This window comes from Shewanella mangrovisoli, assembly GCF_019457635.1.
GTDB lineage: Bacteria > Pseudomonadota > Gammaproteobacteria > Enterobacterales > Shewanellaceae > Shewanella > Shewanella mangrovisoli.
Window position 1 is genome coordinate 381400 of the sequence record NZ_CP080412.1, and the last position, 24501, is coordinate 405900.

Annotated in this window: 22 protein-coding genes; 12 read left to right on the plus strand and 10 right to left on the minus strand. The window is 49.7% G+C overall.

All coding sequences use genetic code 11. From position 1 onward, the window contains the following. Positions 1 to 32 precede the first annotated feature (32 nt). Both K0H60_RS01800 and K0H60_RS01805 read right to left on the minus strand, forming a co-directional pair. The gene (locus K0H60_RS01800; protein ID WP_258405781.1) at positions 33 to 290 is read right to left on the minus strand and encodes a YceK/YidQ family lipoprotein; all 258 of its coding nucleotides are present in this window, start codon (positions 288 to 290) and stop codon (positions 33 to 35) included. A gap of 250 nt (positions 291 to 540) precedes the next feature. Beyond that, positions 541 to 1743: a dicarboxylate/amino acid:cation symporter gene (locus tag K0H60_RS01805; RefSeq protein WP_220057065.1), complete on the minus strand. Its 1203-nt coding sequence runs from the start codon at positions 1741 to 1743 to the stop codon at positions 541 to 543. Positions 1744 to 2157: 414 nt separating this feature from the next. On the opposite strand from K0H60_RS01805, the gene K0H60_RS01810 reads away from it, so the two are divergent. Further along, positions 2158 to 2337, plus strand: coding sequence for a hypothetical protein (locus K0H60_RS01810; protein ID WP_220057066.1), 180 nt, complete (start codon positions 2158 to 2160; stop codon positions 2335 to 2337). Positions 2338 to 2471: 134 nt separating this feature from the next. Here K0H60_RS01810 and K0H60_RS01815 read toward each other — a convergent pair whose 3' ends face one another. Next, a complete protein-coding gene (locus tag K0H60_RS01815) occupies positions 2472 to 4709 on the minus strand; it encodes a TonB-dependent receptor (RefSeq protein WP_220057067.1) in 2238 nt (745 codons plus the stop codon). Positions 4710 to 5112: 403 nt separating this feature from the next. Then, positions 5113 to 6522, minus strand: a complete 1410-nt coding sequence (glnA, locus tag K0H60_RS01820) for a glutamate--ammonia ligase (protein WP_011715534.1) — start codon at positions 6520 to 6522, stop codon at positions 5113 to 5115. Between the two features lie 984 nt (positions 6523 to 7506). Between glnA and typA the strand changes: the two genes are divergently transcribed. Then, entirely contained in the window at positions 7507 to 9318 is a 1812-nt protein-coding gene (gene typA / locus K0H60_RS01825; RefSeq protein WP_011715535.1) for a translational GTPase TypA, read from the plus strand. An 83-nt stretch (positions 9319 to 9401) separates the two neighbouring features. Here the strand turns inward: typA and K0H60_RS01830 are convergent, their stop codons facing one another. Continuing rightward, complete coding sequence (locus K0H60_RS01830) at positions 9402 to 10409, minus strand: AraC family transcriptional regulator (RefSeq protein ID WP_220057068.1); 1008 nt, start codon at positions 10407 to 10409, stop codon at positions 9402 to 9404. Between the two features lie 138 nt (positions 10410 to 10547). Between K0H60_RS01830 and K0H60_RS01835 the strand changes: the two genes are divergently transcribed. The 4 genes from K0H60_RS01835 (at position 10548) to katG (ending at position 15489) form a co-directional block, all read left to right on the plus strand. Further along, a complete protein-coding gene (locus tag K0H60_RS01835; protein ID WP_220057069.1) occupies positions 10548 to 11309 on the plus strand; it encodes an SDR family NAD(P)-dependent oxidoreductase in 762 nt (253 codons plus the stop codon). A gap of 46 nt (positions 11310 to 11355) precedes the next feature. Next, a complete protein-coding gene (locus K0H60_RS01840) occupies positions 11356 to 11862 on the plus strand; it encodes a 2,4'-dihydroxyacetophenone dioxygenase family protein (RefSeq protein WP_089068692.1) in 507 nt (168 codons plus the stop codon). 10 nt (positions 11863 to 11872) lie between these two features. Next, the gene (locus tag K0H60_RS01845; protein WP_220057070.1) at positions 11873 to 12949 is read left to right on the plus strand and encodes a zinc-binding dehydrogenase; all 1077 of its coding nucleotides are present in this window, start codon (positions 11873 to 11875) and stop codon (positions 12947 to 12949) included. A 353-nt stretch (positions 12950 to 13302) separates the two neighbouring features. Continuing rightward, positions 13303 to 15489, plus strand: coding sequence for a catalase/peroxidase HPI (gene katG, locus K0H60_RS01850; protein ID WP_220057071.1), 2187 nt, complete (start codon positions 13303 to 13305; stop codon positions 15487 to 15489). A gap of 86 nt (positions 15490 to 15575) precedes the next feature. Here katG and K0H60_RS01855 read toward each other — a convergent pair whose 3' ends face one another. From K0H60_RS01855 to K0H60_RS01870, 4 genes are all read right to left on the minus strand, one after another. Then, on the minus strand, positions 15576 to 16790 hold the full coding sequence (locus tag K0H60_RS01855) for a 4Fe-4S binding protein (RefSeq protein WP_220057072.1): 1215 nt from the start codon (positions 16788 to 16790) through the stop codon (positions 15576 to 15578). A 207-nt stretch (positions 16791 to 16997) separates the two neighbouring features. Further along, entirely contained in the window at positions 16998 to 18731 is a 1734-nt protein-coding gene (locus K0H60_RS01860; protein WP_220057073.1) for a GGDEF domain-containing protein, read from the minus strand. Between the two features lie 244 nt (positions 18732 to 18975). Continuing rightward, positions 18976 to 19629: a DUF2959 domain-containing protein gene (locus K0H60_RS01865; protein ID WP_220057074.1), complete on the minus strand. Its 654-nt coding sequence runs from the start codon at positions 19627 to 19629 to the stop codon at positions 18976 to 18978. 29 nt (positions 19630 to 19658) lie between these two features. Further along, positions 19659 to 19880, minus strand: coding sequence for a hypothetical protein (locus K0H60_RS01870; RefSeq protein WP_088212584.1), 222 nt, complete (start codon positions 19878 to 19880; stop codon positions 19659 to 19661). An 81-nt stretch (positions 19881 to 19961) separates the two neighbouring features. Here K0H60_RS01870 and K0H60_RS01875 point away from each other — a divergent pair, with 81 nt between their 5' ends. The 6 genes from K0H60_RS01875 to azoR all read left to right on the plus strand — a co-directional run bounded on the left by K0H60_RS01875 (position 19962) and on the right by azoR (position 24235). After that, positions 19962 to 20975 carry a virulence factor BrkB family protein gene (locus K0H60_RS01875; protein WP_220057075.1) on the plus strand — a complete coding sequence of 338 codons (1014 nt, stop codon included), beginning with the start codon at positions 19962 to 19964 and terminating at the stop codon, positions 20973 to 20975. 45 nt (positions 20976 to 21020) lie between these two features. Next, positions 21021 to 21977, plus strand: a complete 957-nt coding sequence (locus tag K0H60_RS01880) for an alpha/beta fold hydrolase (protein ID WP_220057076.1) — start codon at positions 21021 to 21023, stop codon at positions 21975 to 21977. Continuing rightward, the gene (locus K0H60_RS01885; RefSeq protein WP_220057077.1) at positions 21974 to 22576 is read left to right on the plus strand and encodes a hypothetical protein; all 603 of its coding nucleotides are present in this window, start codon (positions 21974 to 21976) and stop codon (positions 22574 to 22576) included. The genes K0H60_RS01880 and K0H60_RS01885 overlap by 4 nt, the downstream gene beginning before the upstream one ends. Positions 22577 to 22591: 15 nt before the next feature. Continuing rightward, positions 22592 to 23029: a D-aminoacyl-tRNA deacylase gene (gene dtd, locus K0H60_RS01890; RefSeq protein ID WP_109287122.1), complete on the plus strand. Its 438-nt coding sequence runs from the start codon at positions 22592 to 22594 to the stop codon at positions 23027 to 23029. Between the two features lie 38 nt (positions 23030 to 23067). Next, a complete protein-coding gene (locus K0H60_RS01895; RefSeq protein ID WP_220057078.1) occupies positions 23068 to 23505 on the plus strand; it encodes a thioesterase domain-containing protein in 438 nt (145 codons plus the stop codon). Between the two features lie 133 nt (positions 23506 to 23638). Next, positions 23639 to 24235, plus strand: coding sequence for an FMN-dependent NADH-azoreductase (gene azoR, locus K0H60_RS01900; protein ID WP_011715548.1), 597 nt, complete (start codon positions 23639 to 23641; stop codon positions 24233 to 24235). A gap of 61 nt (positions 24236 to 24296) precedes the next feature. Here azoR and K0H60_RS01905 read toward each other — a convergent pair whose 3' ends face one another. Further along, positions 24297 to 24461, minus strand: coding sequence for a hypothetical protein (locus tag K0H60_RS01905; protein WP_240520044.1), 165 nt, complete (start codon positions 24459 to 24461; stop codon positions 24297 to 24299). Positions 24462 to 24501: the final 40 nt, after the last annotated feature.

Consider the following 24501-nt stretch of genomic DNA (forward strand, 5'->3'; position numbering starts at 1 on the left):
CTGGTTGAGGCTAAGGTCATTTATGGGTGTGTTTAAATGCTGTAGTTATAGCGACAGAACATAGACCGCGGGGTGCGAAGCTCTGGATTGCTTGGGGTAATTGCCAAATCGACGGGTAGCAACACTGCATCGACTACCAGTGAGCCGCCCATATCCACCAGTGTCAGTGGGATAGTAAACAGCAGCAGAGGCGGAGCGGATATCGCGGATATCACCACACACTCCTCGCCATTATCGACAGCCGTTTGCACACTCGAAAAAGAGTGACCCCAGGTTGAATCTGCTCCCATTCTCGACGTTACCGCTGCGCATCCGGTGAGATGCCCGCACACAACTAACCAAGCCAACCAACGCATAACCACTCCATTGTTTATGTATAAAAAACCGCATTGCTTCCATGTGGCAGACTCGTTTGATCGACTCAGCATTCTGCTACTGTGGCAGCATAGCGGATTTTACTCGGCACAAATGTGCTCTGTTTCAATGGTTTGGCATTCTAATCAGATGAGTTTCGTTGTCAATTATTCGGCAATTGCCCTGTTATGACTCAATCCGTTTGCGGTTGAGGCGTTCAACAATCTGGCTGGCATTCAGGTCATGGACGACGTTTATAACGGTGGAAGGTGCGTCGGTAATGGCGCCTATCACCACTAAAATGGGGATGGTTTCCATCGGTAACCCTAAGGTGGTGACGATAAAAATCTCCCCAAGGAAGGCGCCGCCCGGCACGCCGCCAATGATGAAGGCGGACAGGACGGAAATGAGTATGGTCACCATAAACACATCGACCGTAAAATCTAAACCGAGCAGAGAGTAAATAAATACAATCTTCAAGGCGGTGATAATGGATGCGCCGCCCTTATTTAAATTCACCAGCAGCGGCAGGCTGATATCGGCGATTTCGGGTTTTATCCCCATCTTCAGCGCCGCCCTTAAGGTGACGGGCAGCGTCGCGAGGGAGGAAGTGGTGCCTAATGCGGTCACTGCGGGTTCTAGGGCGTGGCGCCAAAATTGTCTAATCCCGTGCATGCCGCCGCCAAGCCAGGCATAAAAGGTGGAGCCGACGGTAAGGTAGATAAAGCAGGCCACTAAAAATAATCCCACGGCGCGGGCAAAGGTCACCACAAGCTGTGGATCTTGACTCGCCATGGTGGAGGCAAAGTAAGCGCCAAGGCCGACGGGGGCAGCCAGCATAATAATGCTGACAATCTTCATGATGACGGTATTAAAACTGTCGAGCAGTGCCGAGACTTTACGGCCATCTTCACCCGATTGACCTATGGCGATGCCGGCAATCACCGACATGATGATAAGCGCCAAGATATTGGATTTGGAGAGCAATCCAGAAAAGTCATTGGTGGTCAGCAGCGCCACAAAATCCATCTTCCCCGAGGTGTCGCTAATGGTTTGATTAAGATCGAGAGTAACACCTTGGGCTGGATCAAACATCAGTGCCAGTAAGGTGATGCCGACGGCGGGAATAATCGCCATCAGAATCGAGACGCCCATAATCGACACTAAAATTGCCCCGAGCTTTTTTAAGTCCGTCATGCGGGCTATCGACGAAGTTACGCTGATCGCCACTAAGGGCACGATAATCATAAACAACAGATTTAAAAAGATTTGCCCTAATGGCTTGAGCTTGAGTGCCAAGGATGGCCAATAGATGCCGATAATGCCGCCGAGTAATAATGCGCTGAGCAGCACAATAGAGTCTTGATAGGGTTTGAGTTTTTGCCACATAGCTAAGCGCCTATTGTTATTTTTATCATTGTTTCGGTGAGTCATTAGGAGCGCCCAAATGAAAGGGATCAATCATGCAGCATGGACATGTTCAAGCTAGCGAGTCATTCACATAAGTGCAAGAAGGGATTGGAAATAAACTGTTTTTTGGCTTTGGCTTGGTTGTGGGCTAACGGGTAACCAGCGTGCTTGAGTCTTTTCTTCATCTGATTTCGGACGATGCGGCTCTTGTTAACGCGACAGCTTCTGTTGAGACGTATTAGCCACGGCGAATGCACGTCAGTAGAAAGGTGTATTTACCTTGATTGGCTCCTCTATTGCGTTGTGCCACGAGCGTTTATTGATTAGCTTACGCACTCTGGGTTACATGCAAATACCCAAGGCCAATATCACCAGTTAATCAGGATGAATAAAATGCTAAAAAAATGGATTGCGATACTGTTACCCGTTGCCGTATTAGGTTTGAGTGGCTGCGCATCGGTCAGTGATACTGACGCCGATTCGACGGTGGCAAGCAGCGCCGAGAAGAAAGTCACCAAAAAAGATTGCGACAAAATCACTACCACGGGTTCACGCCTTGGTCGTTGCAGATAATCAGCTTGATCCTGCATGTATCAGCATAAAAAAACGGTCCACTTGGGGACCGTTTTTTGTTTGTGGCATTTGCTATTACTCAACCACCTTAGCGGAAGACTGAACGCAAGTGATTGATACCTTTTAGCCTGTTATCACCAGCTTAGTTGATAATTGAGGGCAAAGGTGCGGCCACGGCCGTGGTAGTCGAACATAGACTCAGGACCGTAGGTCGGGCTGTAGAAGTACACCGCTCGTTGGCCCCATAGGGTGCTGTAGTCTTTATCGAGCAGGTTTTCGATGCCGTAGCTCAGGGTACCGACGGGTAAATCGATAGAGCCCAGTAAATCCAGCGTCGTGTAGCTATCAAGCTCACTCGCTAGGCCATCATTGGTTTTGAAGCGATAGTCAGATTCGGCGCTAAAACTGTGCTCTGCCTGTAAACGGATCTTCTGTGTCTCGCCGCGCCAGCCAATAAAGGCAGTGGCTTTAGAGGGTGAGGCGTAAGTGACGGTTTCATCGACCCAATTATTCTCATCCTTCACTTCACTGCGCACCAAATGCAGGTTGGTGCCGATTTGCCAGTCGGAGCTGATGTCAAAGTTCAGTTGTGCCTCTAGGCCATAGCTGCGTTTATCTTGGTCTTTGACATTGATGGTCAGATCTTTGCTGTTAACCTCAATGACCTTGTCAGACACGGCGTAGTAGACGCTGGCCTGCGCCTGCCAACGGTCTGCAAGATAACGCCATCCCAGTTCCATGGAGTCGGTCTTGATCCCATCAAGGCGAGTATCATTGATATTGATGCTGTTTTGCAGCTGTAAGTAACCGTCGGCATCGGCCTTGTAGGTGCCGCGGCCATAGTATTTCGATAGGTCTGGCAGTTCAAAGCCTTGGGAATAGGCAAGCCAGAGTTGTTGGTCTTGGCTTAACTTGGCCACCAAGCCGAGGTTGACTAAGCCTATGTTATAGTCGGTGCTGCCGCCTTTAATGGCATCGGCTCCCGTGGCTTTGCCAGAGGCGATCGCCACCTGTTGGTTATAACCGATAAAATCATCAACACTGTTTTCCATGTGTTGATAACGATAGCCAGCGTTTAGCACCAAAAAGCTATTCATCTCCCAACTGCTTTGGATAAATGCCGCAATAGACTCGACGGTAAAGTCGACATAACGGCCGGTAGTGAACAGCTCGCGCATCACTAAGCCGCCGTGTTGGTTGGCAGCATCGAGGTCGAAGCTCATTTGGTTCGAATCAAAACTTTCTTTATCCCAATCTAGTCCCCAAGTGAGTGTGAGGCTATCGACGGGTTTGGATTCAACGACCGCCTTCAAACCATAGATGCTGGTGTTTTGGGCCGATGCTGAGAAGTTGTAGACGCCGCTGGTTTCATTGACATAGGGGAACGGGTGGAAATCCAGATTCTCTTTGCGATAAAAGCCTTGTAAATACAGGGTTTGACCCAGAAACTCATCCTGGGAGTAGGACAGATTCAGTAAAGTGCGCTCGGTGGCGGGGCTGCGGTCAGCGTCCAATCCTTTACGGGTTTCCAGCACTGAGGCATCGCCCGTGACACCGGAGAAGTTCTCACCCATATACAGGCCATGTTCTTCGTCTGAACCATTTCGATAGTATTGCGCCATGGCGCTGAGGCTGGCGTCATTGGCAAGCTGCCAATCCATATTCGCCATCAAATCATAACCTTGGGTGTACTGCATTCCGGTTTGGGAAATATCCAGCATCACAGGATTGTCACTGCCATCAAACCACTGGCCGTTTTCCTGCCAAGCGGCGCTGAAGCGCCCCTTAACAGAATCGCTGCCCCCGGTAACCGCCAGCGCGGTGCGATAATCTAAATCATCACTGCTATTAAAGCCGGACTTAAATCCTGCTTCGGCTTCGAAGGTATCACTGCTGTCCGCCGCTTTTTTAGTGACGATATTAATGGCACCGCCCAGTGCGCCACCACCATAGATAGCCGACGCGCCAGCCAGTACTTCGATGCGCGCAATATTGAATGGATCGATACTGTCTAGCTGACGGCTAATGCTGCGGGAGGTGTTCATCGACACGCCATCGATTAATACCACCATGGCGCGGCCGCGAATATTCTGGCCAAAGTTGGTGCGCCCTTGGCTGGACACATCCATCGACGGCACTAAGGCGGCGAGCATTTCCTTAATCCCTTTGCCGCTATCGGTTTGCTCGCGAATGCTGGCTTCATCAATGATCCACACAGTGCTGGAGAGATCGCTGATTTGGGTCGGTGAACGGGTTGCGGAGACCACCATGCGCTCCATCTCGTTTTCAGTGGCTGTTGCCACATTAATAAGCCCCAGTTGGCAGATAACTGCGGCGGCGACTAGGCTTATCGGCCCCATAGACTTAGGCATAGCATTCTCCATCAAAACAACAGGTACATGAGAAGCCAAAAGGACAGCACTGTGGTGACATTTTCTCGCGACCCAGAAAGCGTTTTTAATGTTTTGAATTCAATGCGCTAACTGAATATGAATGGAGAGTATTCCGTGTTTGGCTCCAAAAAAGACGCATTATTATAGTTGTAATCAAGAATCGTTCTTAATTGAATTTACAAAGCCTTTACTTTTTACGCGTCCTACATCACCAGTCGATAACAAATGGACAAATAACAGCGAGAGGTTAGGGTTTATATGTAGAGGTGTCGAATATGCAGGGGGAATAATTAGGAATCACAGAGCGATAGAGATAAAAAAGCCCCGACAGAAGACTGTCGGGGCTGCTAGATGTTGTGCAGCTAATCGATGCCGTTAGCCATTACAGGCTGTAGTACATCTCGAACTCTAATGGGTGAGTTGTACGGCTTACACGCTCAGCTTCTGCAGATTTCAGTGCAATATAAGATTGGATGAAATCTTCGCTGAATACACCGCCGCGAGTTAAGAACTCGTGGTCAGCTTGCAGGTTCTCAAGTGCGTTTTCTAATGAAGTCGCTACTTGTGGGATTTCAGCCGCTTCTTCCGCTGGCAGATCGTACAAGTCTTTATCCATAGCTTCGCCTGGATGGATCTTGTTTTGGATACCGTCGATACCCGCCATCAGCAGTGCTGCGAAACCTAAGTATGGGTTTGCATGTGGATCTGGGAAGCGAGTTTCGATACGACGGCCTTTAGGGCTTGGTACAACTGGAATACGGATTGAAGCGCTGCGGTTACGTGCTGAGTAAGCTAACATCACTGGCGCTTCGAAGTGTGGCACTAAACGCTTGTAAGAGTTAGTGCTTGGGTTAGTGAAAGCGTTCAGCGCGCGAGCGTGCTTGATGATACCACCGATGTAGTACAGTGCAGTTTCACTTAAACCAGCGTATTTGTCGCCTGCGAACAGGTTCACACCGTCTTTAGACAGAGATTGGTGAACGTGCATACCGCTACCGTTGTCGCCAACGATTGGCTTAGGCATGAAAGTCGCAGTCTTACCGTAGGCGTGAGCCATGTTGTGTACTACGTACTTCAGAATTTGGATTTCGTCCGCTTTCTTAGTCAGAGTGTTGAAGCGAGTTGCGATTTCGTTTTGACCCGCAGTCGCCACTTCATGGTGGTGAGCTTCAACGACTTGACCCATTTCTTCGAGCACTAAACACATAGCGCTACGTAAGTCTTGTGATGAGTCAACAGGAGCTACTGGGAAGTAACCGCCTTTCACGAATGGACGGTGACCAGTGTTACCACCTTCGTAGCTAGTGCCAGAGTTCCATGCCGCTTCTTTAGCGTCGATTTTCACGAAACAACCAGACATGTCAGTACCGAAACGTACGTCGTCGAACAGGAAGAATTCTGGTTCTGGTCCAACTAATACAGTGTCAGCGATACCGGTAGAGCGTAAGTATTCTTCCGCTTTTTTCGCGATAGAACGTGGGTCGCGGTCATAACCAGTCATAGTGCCTGGCTCGAGAATGTCACAGCGGATCAGTGCAGTGGTTTCTTCGGTGAATGGGTCTAATACAAACGTGGTTGGGTCTGGCATCAGTACCATGTCTGATTCGTTAATGCCTTTCCAGCCAGCGATTGACGAACCGTCAAACATTTTGCCGTCTTCGAAGAAATCAGCGTCTACCTGATGAGCAGGAATAGATACGTGCTGCTCTTTACCTTTGGTGTCGGTAAAACGTAAATCAACAAACTTAACTTCTAATTCTTCAAGTTGCTTTAAAACTGATTCAACTGACATTCTCAAGTCTCCGGTAGGGTAAAGGGATGTCCCTTCTATAATCTTTTAACTCAAGTCGCGCTTGAGCCAAACTTACAAGCTATATAGCGATATCTATGCCAACAATTTAAGATGTTGATAATAAAAGGCTATATATTTTAGTACACAACAATTTACTCAGTTCTGCACTATATTGGTGCGTTTGTATGTGGCATTTTGGTGCATTAATCCATTTTGGTGCGCACCGTTACAACACCATTTTAGTGCACGGTATTTGAGTGCAATCTCGCTACGCCCATTTATCCCGAACTCGTCGGCCCATTAAGCTCATGGACAAGCTGGATTGATATCTCAATTCTGGCTTTTGACAGCGTTCGAAACCAAACAAAGCACATGAATCTAGCACATTAGTGAGGTGAGATAACCGTGCAAGCTCACTATTTCAATCGCACGCAATAATGTCACAAAACTGTGGCAACCTAAGCTGTTTTTCGCGAGACAGTTATGGTTGGATATATTGAATAACTTTTAATTATCAAAGCATTAAAATCGTTGTTCGCAATGGGGAATAGAGTTTGTTGAAACTGAGGCCAAAGTTATCCGCTGAAATCGCTAAATGGCGCCAGCCGGGCTTATTTCGCTGCTCACTCTGGCGCGTCACGGCTTGATGGCGTGGATTGACTATACTTATGGCGGCTTTGGGCCGAGCGGCAAAAGTAGCGCAGAGTGAAAAACAGTGAATTCAGCTGCTTAGCTTAGTTGATGACAAGATAAACTGGCGAATTGCCTGCGCATTAACGGTGCATTTAGGCTATTTGACTCGGGCGAGAGAGTACCTTTTGAGCACAGTGCTCAAAAAATTGTTTTATAAGTGTTCAAAAATAATCCTGTGCGGCGAGGCCGCTCTGGAGTAGAATGTCACGCTTTTTTATGGCGACTCAACGTAGATTGCTATAACGAATATTGAAATATCCCTATTTTTGTTTGATGGTAAGAGGTTTATCCGTGCTAGAGAATTTACGTAACATCGCCATTATTGCGCACGTTGACCATGGCAAAACGACCCTGGTTGACAAGCTGCTGTCGCAATCAGGAACCCTTGCAACCCGGGGAGAAGCTACTGAGCGGGTGATGGACTCCAACGATCTTGAAAAGGAACGTGGGATCACGATTCTGGCAAAGAATACTGCCATCAAGTGGAACGACTACCGCATTAACATCGTAGACACCCCTGGCCACGCCGACTTCGGTGGTGAGGTTGAGCGCGTACTGTCTATGGTGGACTCAGTATTACTGCTGGTTGACGCCGTTGACGGTCCAATGCCACAGACTCGCTTCGTAACCAAGAAAGCGTTTGCCCAAGGCTTAAAGCCAATCGTTGTTATCAACAAGATTGACCGTCCTGGTGCTCGCCCTGATTGGGTTATCGACCAAGTATTCGACCTGTTCGACAACTTAGGTGCGACTGACGAGCAATTAGATTTCCCAGTGGTTTACGCTTCTGCGTTAAACGGCTTCGCAACCTTAGATCCGGATGAAGTTGGCACAGATATGACGCCACTGTTCCAAACTATCGTTGAAAAAGTATCTTCACCTGCAGCTGACGCTGAAGGTCCATTCCAGATGCAAATTTCTCAGCTCGATTACAACTCATACGTGGGTGTTATCGGTGTTGGCCGCATCAAGCGTGGTAGCATCAAGACTAACCAACAAGTGACCGTGATCGGCGCCGATGGTAAGACTCGTAACGGTAAAATGGGCCAAGTATTAGGTTACATGGGCTTAGAGCGTACCGAAGTTGACGTAGCAAACGCTGGCGACATCGTAGCGATTACCGGTTTAGGTGAGCTGAAGATTTCTGACACTGTGTGTGCCGCAGGTAATGTTGAAGCGCTGCCACCACTGTCAGTTGACGAACCAACACTGACCATGACTTTCCAAGTCAACACTTCACCTTTCGCAGGTAAAGAAGGTAAGTACGTGACTTCACGTAACATTCTTGAGCGTCTGCAACAAGAATTAGTGCACAACGTGGCACTGCGTGTTGAAGAAACCGACAGCCCAGACCGTTTCGCGGTATCTGGCCGTGGTGAATTACACTTATCTATCCTGATCGAAAACATGCGTCGTGAAGGTTACGAATTAGCGGTTTCTCGTCCAGAAGTAATCTTAAAAACCATCGATGGCGAACTGTGTGAGCCATACGAAACTCTGACCGTTGACGTTGAAGAAGAGCATCAAGGTACTGTCATCGAGAAGCTGGGTGTACGTAAGGCTGAGATGAAAGACATGCAGCTTGACGGTAAAGGCCGTGTGCGCGTTGACTTTATCATCCCAAGCCGTGGTTTAATCGGTTTCCAAACTGAGTTCTTAACTGCAACTTCTGGTACTGGTCTGATTTACCACTCATTCGATCACTACGGCCCGCACAAAGGTGGCGATATCGGTCAACGCGCGAACGGCGTATTGATCTCTAACGCGACTGGTAAGGCGCTAACATTCGCACTGTTCGGTCTGCAGGATCGCGGTCGTCTGTTTATTGGCCACGCTGCCGAAGTTTACGAAGGTCAAGTTGTGGGTATCCACTCACGTTCTAACGACCTGACAGTTAACTGTCTGAAAGGTAAGCAGCTAACTAACATGCGTGCTTCTGGTACTGACGAAGCTCAAGTACTGACTACGCCAATCACTTTAACTCTTGAGCAAGCTCTTGAGTTTATCGATGATGACGAATTAGTTGAAGTAACACCTAAGAGCATCCGTGTTCGTAAGAAACACTTAACTGAAAACGACCGTAAGCGCGCTAGCCGCGGCTAATGGTGGTTGTGTCGTCGCGTAAAGTGACTACACCGTGAATAAAGCCCCGCTAAGGCAACTTAGCGGGGCTTTTTTATCAGCCTTCAATCCTCAATTCGCCCCTTACGATACTGTTGTTGCCATTGTTTTGGGGACAATCCTGTCCAAGTTTTAAAGTGGCGACTAAACACGGCGACTTCGGCATAACCGAGTTGCAGTGCGAGTTCGGTGATGGTTTGCGTGCCGTAGCTGAGTTGCTGTTGGGCGATATTTTGCCGAACATCCTGTAGTAATTGTCGATAGCTTTGCCCCGTCTCTTGCAGCCTCGTTTGTAGGGTGCGTTCGTGTAAACCCAGCGCCGTCGATACCCGTTCGATGCAGCATTCTCCCGTGGGCAGCAGCCGATGGATTAAGTCCCGTGCTTGGTCGGCAAGGTTGTCGGGGTAGCGGCTCTGTAAATATTGCAGGTGCGACTGGAGATGGCGGTTAAGCGCCTCTTCATCGTGATAGTTACGCCCCAAGAGTTGTGAGCTTTTAAGCACTACGCCATTAAAGGGCTCGCGAAAACGCAGCGAGTGGGAAAGGCGCTGAGATTCCAGTTCGCTGGGTTTGTTCTGGCATAAATACAAAGGAATGTTGCTGATATTGATATTCAGCAGGCTCGAGACAAACATCGCCAGTTGCGCCACGCTCATTTGCATCAGTTGTTCTATGCCCCTAGGGCTGTGAACATTCATCGATAGTGCAAGGCGGACAATCTCACCCTGAGATTGCAGTTGTAATGATACGCCGGAGGCGTGCAGATACAGATAGTCATTCACGCGGGCCAGCGCATCGGCCACAGTGGCCGCGCGGGAAACCAGCATAGGTAAATCACCCAATACATGCAAAGTCTGTCGCTGGGCCAACATTAACCCAAACAAGGGGTGCTGGCAGCGCTGAGCGGCAATTTCCAATAACTCGGCTAGCCGCGGATAAGCGATATAGGTGTTGGGATCGCGAAACTGCGCCTGACGCAATCCAGCCTGATGGATCATTTCTATGGGGTTTTCCCCCAATTCTAGGACCAGTTGCTCGAATTGAGCAACGGCACCACTTCGGACTAGGTACATGGGACGCTTAGTTCACTTTGTTATAAGACTCGCAATATATCAAATTTGGCTCGTAATAAGTCAAGAAGATGTGCAATTAACCATCTAAATTAACAACGTCTTAATAATGAAGTTGATAAATATAAAAAGAGGACAGCTATGCGTTTACTGAATAAAACCGCTGTGGTGACGGGGGCTGCCGGGGGCATAGGGCAAGCTATCATCCGTAAACTACTCGCCGAGGGGGCTCGCGTTGTTGCCGCCGATCTGTCGGCCGAGGCGCTCAAAGTATTTAGCGATTTTCCCGCCGATAAGTTGGTGATTTTTAGCGTCGATGTGACCGACTACAAGCAAGTTGAAGCCATGGTCAAGCATGCGGCTGACCAGTTCGGTCAGCTCGATATTCTGATCAATAATGCCGGCATAGGCTTGGCTAAGCCGCTGTTACAGCATGATCCTATTAATGATTTTGAACCTGTCACCAATGTAAACCAAAAAGGCGTGTACCACGGCATCCTCGCCGGTGGCCGTCAATTCCAAGCCCAAGGTACTCGGGGCGTGATTTTAAATACTTCGTCGGTTTACGCGCAGATCGCCTCAGAAATGACCTTCACCTACAACGTCAGTAAAGCCGCCGTCGACATGATGACCAAATGCGCCGCGCTTGAATTGGCGCCCCTTGGTGTGCGGGTTTGCGCCGTGGCGCCGGGCCGTGTCGACACGCCTATGCTGCGTCAGTACGAGGCGCTCGGGTTGTGGGAACACATTCGTAAAGAGCAAATGCGTCAAGAATTTACCCAACCGAATGAGATTGCCGATGTGGTGGCGTTTCTCGTCAGTGACGAGGCAAACTGCATCAATGGCTGCACAGTGAACGCCTCCGACGGCTTTGAAAATTTTAAATATCCACTGCTGGGGTAGTGGTCGCTCGACCAAAAACACAATAACAACAATGAGGAATGCAAACATGGCTCTACCAGAAGTGATTAATCATCAAGACTTTTTATTAACCCTCAATACCAACGAAGAGCAGATCATCAAAGATGCGCTGCCGGGCGTTGATGTGTACCCATTATTTTTAGACCCTGAAAACGGGGTTTGGGTGATCCGCGCTAAGTTTAAGCCGGGTATTACCTTACCTAAGCATTTCCACACGGGTGTGGTGCATTTCTATACCTTAGCGGGTCGTTGGAACTACCTTGAATACCCAGACCAACCGCAAACCGCGGGCAGCTACTTGTATGAGCCAGGCGGTTCTATCCACACTTTCCATTGCCCAGCGGATTCTGAAGGTGCCGATGGGGTGATGGTGATTACTGGGGTGAACGTTAACTTCGATGCCGATGGTAACTTCATGTTTATTATGGATGCAGGCTGGATTGAGCAGGCGCTCTTGGCGGCTGCAAAAGCGCAGGGAATTAAGCCGCGTTACATCAAACCCGGTGCGTTAGCGCGCATGAGCGATGCTGAATAAGGATCCCGTAATGAGCATGATGAATGCACCCACAATGAAGGCAATAGTGATGCAGGATGGTGAAGTCAGCCTGCAACAGGTTGAACTGCCTAAGCCACAGGCCGGCCAAGTGTTAGTACGTAGTCTCGCCTGTGGGATCTGTGGCTCAGATATTCACATTACCCGCCACTACAACGAAGTGTTCGATTTCTATCGTAAACTCGGGGTAATGCCTGAGGGGATTGATAACCACGCTCCAGTGATGTTAGGTCACGAGTTTTGTGCTGAAATTGTCGAGTTTGGTCCACAGACCCAACAAGCCTTAGCGCTTGGCACTCGGGTGACGTCTGTTCCCATTCTGATGAGCCAAAATTGTGCGGGTGTGGGGGTGACTCCCGGTATTAATGGGGCCTATTCAGAGTACTTTATTCTCGATGAAGCGCTGTTAATCCCTGTGCCTGACCATTTACCACCAGAAGCCGTGGCGCTAACCGAACCCTTAGCCGTAGGGTTACATGCCGTAAATCGGGGGAACGTCGGCGCAGAAGATACGGCATTAGTGGTGGGTTGTGGCCCAATTGGTTTAGCAGCCATTTCTGCACTGCATCTACGCGGAGTACGCAATATTATTGCGGCCGACCTACAGGGCGAAAAACTGCAATTAGCCCGTGAATTTGGTGCGACTCACACTGTTAACCCAGGTGAGCAGGACGAAGTCGCCTATGCCGCCGAAGTTGCCGCAGGCCATCGTGTGGTGATTTTCGAATGCGTGGGTATTCACAAGTTGATCGAAGGCTTTGTGAAGCGTGCGCCAGCTAAGGCAACTATCGTTGTGACGGGTATTCACACCGCAGAAGCGAATATCAACTACGCCTATGCCACAGTGAAAGAGCTGGATATGCGTTTCTCTTACTACTATCAGCCAGATGAATTTGCTGCCTGTTTAGCGGAATTAGCCCAGGGCACTATTCCTTGGAGTAAGCTGCTCACGGGTAAAGTGGGCATGGATGGGGTATCGGGGGCATTCAAGCAATTAATGAAACCGAATCCACATATTAAGGTTGTGATTGAACCTTGGCGTAACGGCGAGTTGGAGACGCTCAACTAATCGTTCAAAGCGCTCAATCAAATTAAGCCGCTAACTCGTTTAGCGGCTTTTTTGTTCATTGTTGCTATTTTTGTTATCCTCAATTGGCTAATTTTTAATCCTGAACTGGTTCACAAAATAGCGACTTTTGACCGATTTCGATTGTGTTTTGTTGAATCTAGCCTAGGGTTAATGGTTAGGCCAATCCCTAGTGATGGCATTGTCTTTGTTACTAAATTTGTCTTTTTTGCTGTCACAAGATTGCCAATAAGCCTTGGCAAACTGTGAAGGCTCTCGTTTCGACCGTAGTGTGTCTAGCAAGAGTTTTAGGGCGCGCTACTCCCGTTAGTGCAAGCTAAGGAAAGGAATATTCAATGGACAAGACGCAAAGCTCCCAAGGTAAATGCCCCGTGATGCATGGGGCGAATTCAGCGGTCGCCAGCAACAATATGGACTGGTGGCCTAAGGCACTTAATCTCGATATTTTGCACCAGCACGATAAGAAGACGGATCCTATGGATCCTAAGTTTAACTATCGCGACGCCTTCAACAGCTTAGATCTCGCCGCGGTGAAGCGCGACCTCAATGCTTTAATGACCGATAGCCAAGATTGGTGGCCCGCCGACTGGGGACACTATGGCGGCCTGATGATCCGTATGGCATGGCACTCGGCTGGAACCTACAGAGTTGCCGATGGCCGTGGCGGCGCGGGAGCGGGCAATCAACGCTTTGCGCCACTCAATAGCTGGCCCGATAACGCCAACTTGGACAAGGCGCGCCGTTTACTCTGGCCGATTAAGAAAAAATACGGCAACAAGCTCTCGTGGGCGGATTTAATGATCCTCGCGGGCAATGTGGCCTACGAGTCTATGGGCTTAAAAACCTATGGATTCGCCGGTGGCCGAGAGGATATCTGGCATCCCGAGAAGGACATTTATTGGGGCTCTGAAAAACAATGGTTAGCGCCGACGGAAAATCCCAACAGTCGTTATTCTGGCGAGCGCGACCTTGAAAACCCTTTGGCTGCCGTGATGATGGGGCTGATCTATGTGAATCCTGAAGGGGTCGATGGCAAACCCGATCCCCTGCGTACCGCCCAAGATGTGCGTGTCACCTTTGCGCGAATGGCGATGAATGATGAGGAAACCGTGGCCTTAACCGCCGGCGGCCACACTGTCGGTAAGTGCCATGGTAATGGTAAGGCGCAGGATCTTGGCCCCGAGCCTGAGGGCGAAGAACTTGAGGCCCAAGGTTTGGGCTGGCTCAATAAAAAAGGCCCGGGCACGGGTGCGAATGCCGTGACCAGTGGCCTCGAAGGCGCTTGGACAACTCATCCCACCCAGTGGGATAACGGTTATTTTCACTTACTGTTAAATTACGACTGGGAATTGAAAAAAAGCCCAGCAGGCGCCTCACAGTGGGAACCCATAAATATCAAAGAGGAAGATAAAGTTGTTTCTGTGGGCGATCCGAATCGCAAGTTTAATCCCATCATGACGGATGCGGATATGGCGATGAAGATGGATCCTGAGTATCGCAAAATCTCCGAGAAGTTTTATCAAGACCCCGCCTATTTCTCCGAGGTGTTCGCTCGCGCTTGGTTTAAGTTAACCCACCGCGATCTCGGGCCTAAGAGCCGCTACTTGGGGCCAGAAGTGCCGAATGAGGATTTGCTTTGGCAAGACCCCATCCCAAGCGTCGATTACCGTTTAGATGCCAGTGAGATTGTTGAGCTGAAGGCGAAATTATTAGCCTCGGGGCTCAGCGTATCCGAGTTAGTGGCAACGGCGTGGGACAGTGCCCGCACCTTCCGCTGCTCGGATTTCCGTGGTGGCGCCAATGGCGCGCGGATCCGCTTAGCACCGCAAAAGGATTGGCAGGCCAACGAACCCGAGCGGCTGCAAAAGGTGCTTAAAGTATTGACTGAGCTGCAGGCAAGCCTAAGTAAAAAAGTCAGCATTGCCGACTTAATCGTACTAGGCGGCGCCGCAGCGATTGAAAAGGCTGCCCACGCTGCGGGAGTCAAAATCACAGTGCCCTTTATCCCCGGCCGTGGCGATGCGACGCAGGAAATGACAGATGTGGAATCCTTTGCCGTACTCGAGCCCTTGCACGATGCGTATCGCAATTGGCAGAAAAAGGATTATGTGGTTCAGCCCGAGGAGATGATGCTCGATCGCACTCAATTGATGGGGTTAACCGCCCATGAGATGACTGTGCTGATTGGGGGTATGCGGGTGTTAGGCACTAACTATGGCGGCACGCGTCACGGTGTGTTTACCGACAAAGTGGGTGTGTTAAGCAATGATTTCTTTGTGAATCTCACCGACATGGCCTACAACTGGAAGCCTGCGGGCAGCAACCTTTATGAGATAGTCGAGCGTAAAACTGGCGCAGTGAAGTGGACCGCAACCCGCGTCGATCTGGTGTTTGGCTCTAACTCGATTTTGCGCTCTTATGCCGAGGTATATGCGCAGGATGATGCCAAAGAAAAGTTTGTGCATGACTTTGTGGCCGCTTGGACTAAGGTGATGAATGCCGATAGGTTCGACCTTGCCTAATCTCTTGTGCTTAAGCTTAGCGTGAACATAAAAGGTGCAGCTTGGACTGCACCTTTTTTATATCTATTTATCAATAAATCAGAGAGTTAATGGCCCACGCGGTCAATCACTTGGATAAGCTCCATGCGGATACTATCCGGTGTTTGGCTATGCCAGAACCCGGATAAATAGGCGCCCAGCGGCAGGGCAAAGAGTGCCAATAATAACAGGACTAACAAGCCCTTATGGCTAACTCTGTGGCCCGACTTGAGGCCAAAACCGAGCGCCGCCGATTTAGGGCAAGTGGCCACACAGCGCATACAGGCTTGGCATTCGTCGCTGCGTACCGTGGTTTTGGTGTGCACTATGATGTTGGCTGGGCAGGCGCGGGTGCATTTATCGCATTTCATGCCTTTGGCTTCGATCAGGCAATGCTGAGTATCGCGACGGATCTTGAGTGGGCTGGCAAAACTTAAGATCCCAAGCATGGCACCATAGGGACACAAGTAGCGGCAAAAACCTTGGCGACGCCACGCAGCTAAGGCGAGGATAAGAGCAAAGCAGGCTAAGGTAATGAGCCCTGGCGTGACAAAAAACAGCGCCATCTTAAGGTCGGCAATCTTGTGGTAGTTACCCTGTAGATAATAGGGGATCGATTCGCTAGGCATACCGATGACGATGTAAAACAGCCCCAGCAGCAATAAGTATTTCAGCATCCGCAGTGGCCAGTCTAACCATGCGGGTGGCGCAAGTTCTGCTTTGATAAAGCGTTTGCGCAAGGCGTAGAGGTATTCGCCGGCAAGCCCTAATGGGCAGGCCCAGCCACAAAAGGCGCGTTTGCAGAGTAAGCCCGTGAGCAGCACGGCGAAGAGCATGACGGCTGCGGCAGGGTGCGTTTGGTCCCACAGGTTGAGCGCCAAAATGGCTTTTAATTCAATTCCGCCCGCGATAGGCAAGAAGGCGTCGGCGACATCGGGGCGCATCAACCAAGGCACTATGCCTTGTTTAAGCTGGATAGCATTGATGCAGTATTGGATGGCGACGATAAACAGCGAGAGCGCGAGCAGATGCTGACAGCCTTCGCGCAGGGTGTTGATTTTTATCTCGCCCTTTAATTCCTCAGGGGCGAACTTGTTGGCTATCAGGCACAACGGCAAGGCAATGGCTAGGGCGAGCGCCAAAGGCCAGTAGAGGCTAATCGCTACGGCGCCAACACTTAAGAGTAAGGTGGCAACGGCGCCCCATTTTTTACCGCTCCAATAACTTAAGGATGCGATATACATCAGGGCCAGCATCAGGGTAAGAGATTCAATAAAAGTCATGTTAATACTGCAAATAGAATACACGTATTCCATCTGAGTGGCTTTCGTTGGATAAGTTTTTGAGCCTAAAGCGAAATTGTGCGGCAGATCCGATATTTACAGTATGCCGTGGTAAAAGCGAGTTATAGCTCACAAAGCCGACACAGCACCCTATAGACCGAGTCGATTTTGTAGAGTAGGAGATGGCACTCGCTTTGGTTTGCCGTGTTAGTTTATGCCTTCCTGCATCTCTAATAGATTGATTTCACTGGATTGCACATTGTTACGGCCCTGATGTTTAGCACGATACAGGGCATCGTCCGCCAGCTTGATGGCATGCTCTAGGGGATGGGCAAAATCAACGGCCGCCACCCCAAGACTGAGGGTGACAGTAAACACTTCTTGCGTCTCGGCTATAAAGCTTAACTCGGCTACGGCGCTGCGAATGCGTTCGGCGCACTGGTGTGCCTCGGTGAGGGACACGTCATGTAGCAGCATAATAAATTCTTCGCCGCCGTAGCGCGCCACTATGTCACATTTACGCGCATGCTGTTTGAGGGTGGTGGCAATATCGATAATGACCTGATCGCCCATCAGGTGGCCGTATTTGTCGTTTACTCGTTTGAACAGGTCGATATCACAGATAATCACCGCCATGGGTTGTTGTGTCACGCTCGCCTGCATGAAGATCCGCTGCGCTTCTTTGTGGAAATGACGGCGATTAAACAAATGAGTGAGTGAATCAGTCGCCGCTTGATATTTAAGCTCTTCCTGCGACGCTTTAATTTCTTCGAGCAGACGGATGCGATAGGCGATGATAAGGGCAAGCACTAGCGCTTCTAGCATAATGCCCACGCCGACACCGTGGCTTGAGAGATAGCTAAACTCGGCGCGGCCTTTGTAAAACATCACCGCAAGACCACTAAAACCGACGAAAAGACAATGACCGAGGAGAAAGTATTTCGCGATGGGATGTCGTTTTATCACCAGCGAAATCGTGACCGAGAGGGTAGTTAACATCATCAAGGCAGCCAAGCTGCTGGAATAGCGCAGCGCACCAACGATATCCACCACGCCGTAACAAAATTCGGCCACTAACAGGGCGAGCACAAAGACGAGGGCATAATGCTCGAAGCGATAATGTTGCCGAGTCTCGAAAATATCCATCATAAACAAAATCAAAAAGATGGGCATGGTCATCAGGGTAAGGTGCCAATACAGGCTAGCTGAGCCGTAAAACGCGAATACTTCGGCGACCAGCCCGTAGGAGAGGGCAATCCAGATCCCGCCTGAGATTAAGTAACAGGCGTAAAACAGATTGTCCCGCTGGCGGGAATACATAAATAACAATAGGTTGTAGATAATCAGCGCCAGCAGCATGCCCACCATCACGGCGATATCGGTAAAACTGCCGAGCAATTCCCGTTGGGATTGTTCCTTGTTGTATAAATCGATTGAGAACCATTGGTGTGAAAAGGACACGCTCTCGACGTATAGGGTTTTCTTTTGCAGTGGCGCGAGTGTGACTTCAAATACTGCCGCACCGCCATAGAGCCAGCCATAGGTGCTAGGGTCGTCGAGGTCGAGTATTCGGCGCTGCGTCTCCTGCCCCTCGACTGTTTCATAGAGGCCAACCTGGCGATTGTGATAGGCGTAGGGATGGTGTAGATAAAGGGTTTGTGGGCTATCGCTGGTATTTACTAAGGGGATTTTTGCCCAGGTTTTGATGGCGGCTGTGCCAAGGGATACGCGATTGCTGGAGTCGATAAAGGTTTGCTGCGTGACTTCAGTAAAGGGCATGTTTTCCGAGGTATCGACAAAATAGCTCATCGGAAAGTCGGTGAGACTGGTCGTATTATCCTGCCAGGATATCTCTGCCGTTGCGGCCTTGGTCGTGAATGTCACGCAGATGAGCAGCAATGCTCCCAATGTGAGTAAACCCATCCATGTCGCTCGGCCCATACAGATTCTCTTGATTAACGTTGAGCTAACAAGTATGCCATAAAGTATCAATAGCGTACTGAGAATGAAAAAAAATCAGCGAGATTAGGGGATTTTATCGAGTTGAATAAAGCGGAAGCGATGGCGCTGAATAAGAATGGCAGTCGTGGTAAAGCAAGCGGCAAACAGTAGAAGTTGTGAAAGGTTAAAGAGAGTATCGACCTTGCCAGCCTTTGAGGCTGACAAGGTAAGATGACGGCGAGCGTTAACCTTTCGAGTTTTCGAGGGCCTCGATAAACTTGGTCGACTCGTTGATCGACTTGTTCATCTCTTTGATTAGGCCTGAAATATCCGTCTGTAAGCTTGCAAATTCCCCTTTAATCGCGCCAATCGCTTGCGCATTCAAGTTATGCTTTAAATACAGCATGTTGTCTTTCATGGCGGTAAGGATGGGTGGCATTTTAGATTCGGCGCGGCGCATGGTTTTCATCAGTTGCTCGTAGGAACGGCGGGTTTCCTTGAGCTTGGTTTCACTGTTGCGGCGCAGGCTGGCTTTGCTGATCTCGCCGATTTCGGCTTGCCATTCATCGAATAGCGCCTCGGCGACATCTTCGACTTTATTGATGCGATTACTCACGTCATCGGCGGCACTTTGGGCTGACTCGTATTCATCTTTGGCCTTGTTATAGGCCTTTTCGAGGTTGCCACCATCGTGGTTGAGCAGGGCTTGCATCTCCTCGAGTGCTGAGCTGAACTCTTTTTGGGCATCCTCTTGGGATTCTTTTGCGGCTTTCACTCTGTCGACCATAATGTCGCGCTTGTGGTAGCCCACTTTTTCCATGGCGCCGTAATAGGCGCTCTGGCAGCCCGTCAGCAATAGCGTTGCGGCTATCAGGCTAGAGGTGATCAATCTTTTCATTGGGTATTCCGTCACTGAGTCAGATGAAGTTAGTCGGCCTTAAAACGCGCCGCATCGATAATGCTCCAGAGGTGAAAGATAGCACCAATTACCGCTGGGACCACTAACCACCAGAGGGCATAGCCAACCACAGTGACCACGAAAAACAGCAATGCAGCCATAATTCGTCCCTGTACCAGTTGACCTAGGCCGGGAAAGAACAGACTGGCGATAGCGGCGATAACGTTGCCCGCAGATCCTTGTTGTGACATCAATTCACTCCTTAGACTTGTAAATTAAGTGTTTATTGTACGAAGATAACGAGTCAATACCAACAGAATCAAGAGAAACCCGTGACTAAGAAGATAGAACTGGCACAAATTCAAGTCTTATTCCTCGGGATCTGGCGCTTCCTGCTGCATTTACGTCAGCGTTTAGTGGAAGATCAAATCAATATTCGCGCCGGCCACTTGGCCTATGTCACCCTGTTATCCCTTGTGCCTATGGTGGCTGTGACTATGTCCATGTTGTCGGCTTTCCCTGTGTTTAAGGGGATCCGTGGCCAAATCGAAGCCTTCGTTTACGAGAATTTTCTGCCCGCGGCGGGCAATACGGTACAAGTCTATATCAATGAATTTGTTGGCAATGCCTCTAAGGGCACGGCCGTGGGGATCGCGGCTCTCGTGGTGGTGGCGATTATGTTGATCTCCGCCATCGATAAGTCGCTGAATAATATCTGGCGAACTAAGGAAAAACGTTCTGTAGTCGTGGCCTTTTCCATGTATTGGATGGTGATTACCTTAGGCCCAGTGCTGGTGGGCGCAAGCCTAGTCGCGACCTCCTATGTAGTGTCGTTAAAACTGTTTGAGGGCAATACCTTATCTGGGGTTATGCCGTTATTTATCGAACGTTTGCCTATGCTGTTTTCGGTGGCAGCGTTCTTACTGCTCTATATGGTGGTGCCGAATCAGAAGGTGAAGTTTTGGCACGCACTATTGGGTGCTGTCGTGGCAGCCTTGTTATTCGAGTTGGGGAAAAAGGGCTTTGCGCTGTATGTGACTAAATTCCCAAGTTATGAGGCCATTTACGGCGCATTGGCGACCATTCCTATTCTGTTCGTTTGGGTCTATTTATCTTGGATGATAGTGCTGCTTGGCGCCGAAATTACCGCGGCCATGCCTGAGTATTTGGACTATGAGTCCAGCAGCGATATTAATGAAACCAATCTCGATGGTGAGCCCTTAGCGGCGCAGGATACACCCACCGTGAAGCCCGAAACCATATCTGCCCAATCAAGCCAAGAGGTTGATACGACGGGTGAACTTGCCGCAAACGCGCCGCAATCGACTACACTGGATAAGCCGTAGCCAAGTTGTCATCCACCAAGACATTCAACGAGCCTTATCCCACCTATGATCACTGACGCCCATCAGCTTGCTCCTTTTATCCGCCGTGATTGGTTGATGATGGGCAATGGGCAGCAGTTGCATCTTGCCCAATATGGTAATCCGCAGGGTATTCCGCTGCTGTATTTGCATGGCGGTCCAGGGGCGGGAGCTTCGGTCAGTGAAGTGAGTTTATTTAACCCCGAGCACTACTGGATTTTACTGTTAGATCAACGTGGTGCGGGGCAATCACTGCCTACTGGCGAGTTGGAGCATAATCATTTAAATGGACTTATCAGCGATATTGAGGCGATTCGAATTCACTTAGGCATAGAGCGTTGGTGCCTCGCGGGGGGCTCATTTGGCGCTACCTTAGCCTTAATTTACAGTGGTTTATTTCCCCATCGAGTGATTGCCCAAGTGCTGTGGGCAGTGTTTATTCCCTCCAAGGCGGGTATTGAATGGCTTTATGCATCCTCGGGTGCAGCGCAGTTATATCCGCAGGCTTACCGTGAATTTGCTGCACCTTCTATTGGTTTGGCGGATTTATTTACGCACTATCAGCTAGGATTTAACGCCCAAGATGAAGCAACCCGTCATGAATTTGCCCGCCGTTGGATCCAATGGGAATTAACCTTAGCGGGCGTACCAACAGGCTTGCCGAAGCGGCTTGCTGCGCCGCTATTGGCCTTGGCTCAAATCGAGCTGCACTACGCAAAAAACGATTACTTCAATATGTTCAGAGTATTACAGCGGGTGACATCGCAAGTCACAACGCGTACCCTGCTATTACAAGGCACGCAGGATGCTGTCTGTCCGGCACGTTTATTAGCCGCATTTTTGGCAAAAATCGACAACCCTAGGATACAAATTCATACCATTGTCGATGGTGGGCATTCGCTGAATAGTGACATACTCTCACTTGCCGTCACACTCGAGATCCAAGCCATGTGGGCTTGGATAAAGCGACAGGAGCTAGCATGAAATTAGCCGTTATCATTACCGCCATTTTGGGATTAACTGCCTGCGCGGCCACCTCATCTTCCACCCCAGAGTCTCAATCCTCATTTTCTGTGGTCGAGTCGGCCGAGGCGCGCGCTCCCGTGGCGCCTAAAGTGGTGCAATTGGCGGGAATGACCAACGAGGCCGCCGCCGATACCTTGTATCAGGCCTTGCTCAATGCCAACTATTTAGCCACCAAAGTCGGGGCAGATAAGGTTGCGGTGCAGTTTGGCAATAATGACTTTATGCTCGAACCCAGCATGAATGCAGCGGGGATTGACCGTATTCTGATGAACCGTTTTTATGCGGTGCATCCGCAGTTGCAGGCCAATCCTGAGTTGCCAGCGGTGATTGGCGAGCTGAATGCCAAGCTCAATTTTGCTAAATTCGTGCTACGTGAGCAGGGCGCGGTGATCCAAATCCAAGGCACTGTGACCTTTGCCGATAAGGTCGAAATCGAGGAACTTCGCCGCTTTATGCTGTGGACCGATGGCGGTTTAGCGGAAATTGCCCAGTCATTACCCGAAGGTGTGGAGCAGTATCTGCGTCCTATCCCCTTGATGCCCCTCGTTAAGTCTTAATTTAAAGGAAAAGTTGTGATCGCGTTAATTCAAAGAGTGAGCCGCGCCAGCGTGGTGGTGGACAATCAAACCATAGGTGCAATCGATAAAGGCTTGTTAGTTTTACTTGGGGTTGAGCGGGAAGATAACCGCGAAAAGATGGAAAAATTAGCCACTAAGGTAATGAGTTATCGAGTGTTTTCCGATGAAAATGGCAAGATGAACCTCAATTTGACTCAGGCGGGTGGCTCGCTTTTAGTGGTTTCGCAATTTACCTTGGCCGCCGACACTGGCCGTGGCCTGCGCCCGAGCTTTTCGGGGGCGGGTACTCCTGAGCAAGCGCTTGGCCTGTATGAAGACTTTGTCGCCTTTTGCCGTGCGCAGGGCGTGACCACTGAAACGGGACAATTTGGTGCCGACATGAAGGTCGAGCTAGTCAACGATGGCCCAGTTACTTTCAATTTGCAGGTATAACCCCAAGACAGTGTGCCAACGGCAGTAAGAATATGAACATGGATGAATTATTAAACCAATTGCGCCAAACCTGGCACAGCACCATTCCCGTTAGCGAGTTTATGCAGATAGCGCCAGTTTCCTTTGTCGAAGGAGAGCTGCGCGTGAGTGCGCCACTGGCGCCGAATATCAACCTGCATAACACTATGTTTGCGGGTAGCATTTATACCCTTATGACCCTCACTGGCTGGGGCATGGTGTGGCTGCAACAGCTGCTTCAACAGGTGGATGGCGACATAGTGTTAGCCGATGCCCATATCCGCTACATGGCGCCCGTGACCTGTGCGCCCGAGGTCAAAGTGCGTTGGCCTGAAACGGATTTAAGCCCGTTGCAACGGGGGCGTAAAGCCAAAGTCAAACTCGAAGTACAACTCTTTTGTGACGACAAACTCTGCGCCCAATTCGATGGCTTGTATGTCAGTGTGCCTAAAATGTAAAACCTTTCTAAAAAATCGAAATTAATCTCAAGTTTTATCCGCTTTTTTTCTTTTTTATGGGCTAATAAACTAAGCCCATAGAGTCGAGAGCAAGTTGAAAGACTCTCAAGAATTTCAATTTTCGGAGCAGATTATGTCTAAAGTCCTAGTGTTAAAATCCAGTATTCTTGGCGGTTATTCACAATCTGCCTTGTTAGTTGACCACCTGATCGGTAAATGGGAAGACCAAGGCGCGACCATCACAGTTCGCGATTTAGCGGGTAAAGATGTGTTGCCAATGGTTGATGGTGAAATTGCCTCTGGCCTACGTGGCGGTGCTGAGTTAACTGCACGTCAGCAAGAGATGCTCGACCTGTCTAACGCCTTAGTTGAAGAGTTAAAAGCGAACGACACTATTGTGATCACCGCGCCTATGTACAACTTCAACATTCCAACCCAGCTGAAAAACTGGATTGATTTTGTGGCCCGTGCAGGTGTGACTTTCACTTATACCGAAAACGGTCCTAAAGGCTTAGTGGAAGGTAAACGCGCCGTGTTGATCACCACCCGTGGTGGCGCCCATAAAGATGGTCCAACGGATCACATCGTACCTTTCTTAAAAACCTTCCTCGGCTTTATCGGTATCACCGACGTGGAAGTAGTTTATGGCGAAGCGCTGAACATGGGCCCAGAAGCTAACCAAAAAGGTATCAGCGAAGCGAAACAAAGCCTCGATGCGTTAACCGTTTAATCGTAAAGATTATAAAAAATGCCAGCGTAAATGCTGGCATTTTTGTTTCTACAGCAAGCGATTATTCGCACAGCTTGCAACCGAGGGACATAGCGCTGGTTTCGATATAGCGCACCTTAGTGCTAGCTTGGCCACGGTTGCGGCTCACGCTGTAGCGGGCTTCGCGAACCACTTTGGGCTCCGGCAGTTGTTCGCCGCTAGTTGGGCGTGGGCACTTTGTTGTCATCCGCACCTCCTCACGCATAGTTGGTTTGCTTTGCTTTGCT

Bases quoted from the DNA above. Each gene is read 5' to 3' on its own strand.
- K0H60_RS01800 (WP_258405781.1), bottom strand. From the start codon at position 290: ATGGGAGCAGATTCAACCTGGGGTCACTCTTTTTCGAGTGTGCAAACG.
- K0H60_RS01805 (WP_220057065.1), bottom strand. From the start codon at position 1,743: ATGTGGCAAAAACTCAAACCCTATCAAGACTCTATTGTGCTGCTCAGC.
- K0H60_RS01810 (WP_220057066.1), top strand. From the start codon at position 2,158: ATGCTAAAAAAATGGATTGCGATACTGTTACCCGTTGCCGTATTAGGT.
- K0H60_RS01815 (WP_220057067.1), bottom strand. From the start codon at position 4,709: ATGCCTAAGTCTATGGGGCCGATAAGCCTAGTCGCCGCCGCAGTTATC.
- glnA (WP_011715534.1), bottom strand. From the start codon at position 6,522: ATGTCAGTTGAATCAGTTTTAAAGCAACTTGAAGAATTAGAAGTTAAG.
- K0H60_RS01830 (WP_220057068.1), bottom strand. From the start codon at position 10,409: ATGTACCTAGTCCGAAGTGGTGCCGTTGCTCAATTCGAGCAACTGGTC.
- K0H60_RS01835 (WP_220057069.1), top strand. From the start codon at position 10,548: ATGCGTTTACTGAATAAAACCGCTGTGGTGACGGGGGCTGCCGGGGGC.
- K0H60_RS01840 (WP_089068692.1), top strand. From the start codon at position 11,356: ATGGCTCTACCAGAAGTGATTAATCATCAAGACTTTTTATTAACCCTC.
- K0H60_RS01845 (WP_220057070.1), top strand. From the start codon at position 11,873: ATGAGCATGATGAATGCACCCACAATGAAGGCAATAGTGATGCAGGAT.
- katG (WP_220057071.1), top strand. From the start codon at position 13,303: ATGGACAAGACGCAAAGCTCCCAAGGTAAATGCCCCGTGATGCATGGG.
- K0H60_RS01855 (WP_220057072.1), bottom strand. From the start codon at position 16,790: ATGACTTTTATTGAATCTCTTACCCTGATGCTGGCCCTGATGTATATC.
- K0H60_RS01860 (WP_220057073.1), bottom strand. From the start codon at position 18,731: ATGGGCCGAGCGACATGGATGGGTTTACTCACATTGGGAGCATTGCTG.
- K0H60_RS01865 (WP_220057074.1), bottom strand. From the start codon at position 19,629: ATGAAAAGATTGATCACCTCTAGCCTGATAGCCGCAACGCTATTGCTG.
- K0H60_RS01870 (WP_088212584.1), bottom strand. From the start codon at position 19,880: ATGTCACAACAAGGATCTGCGGGCAACGTTATCGCCGCTATCGCCAGT.
- K0H60_RS01880 (WP_220057076.1), top strand. From the start codon at position 21,021: ATGATCACTGACGCCCATCAGCTTGCTCCTTTTATCCGCCGTGATTGG.
- K0H60_RS01885 (WP_220057077.1), top strand. From the start codon at position 21,974: ATGAAATTAGCCGTTATCATTACCGCCATTTTGGGATTAACTGCCTGC.
- K0H60_RS01895 (WP_220057078.1), top strand. From the start codon at position 23,068: ATGGATGAATTATTAAACCAATTGCGCCAAACCTGGCACAGCACCATT.
- azoR (WP_011715548.1), top strand. From the start codon at position 23,639: ATGTCTAAAGTCCTAGTGTTAAAATCCAGTATTCTTGGCGGTTATTCA.
- K0H60_RS01905 (WP_240520044.1), bottom strand. From the start codon at position 24,461: ATGACAACAAAGTGCCCACGCCCAACTAGCGGCGAACAACTGCCGGAG.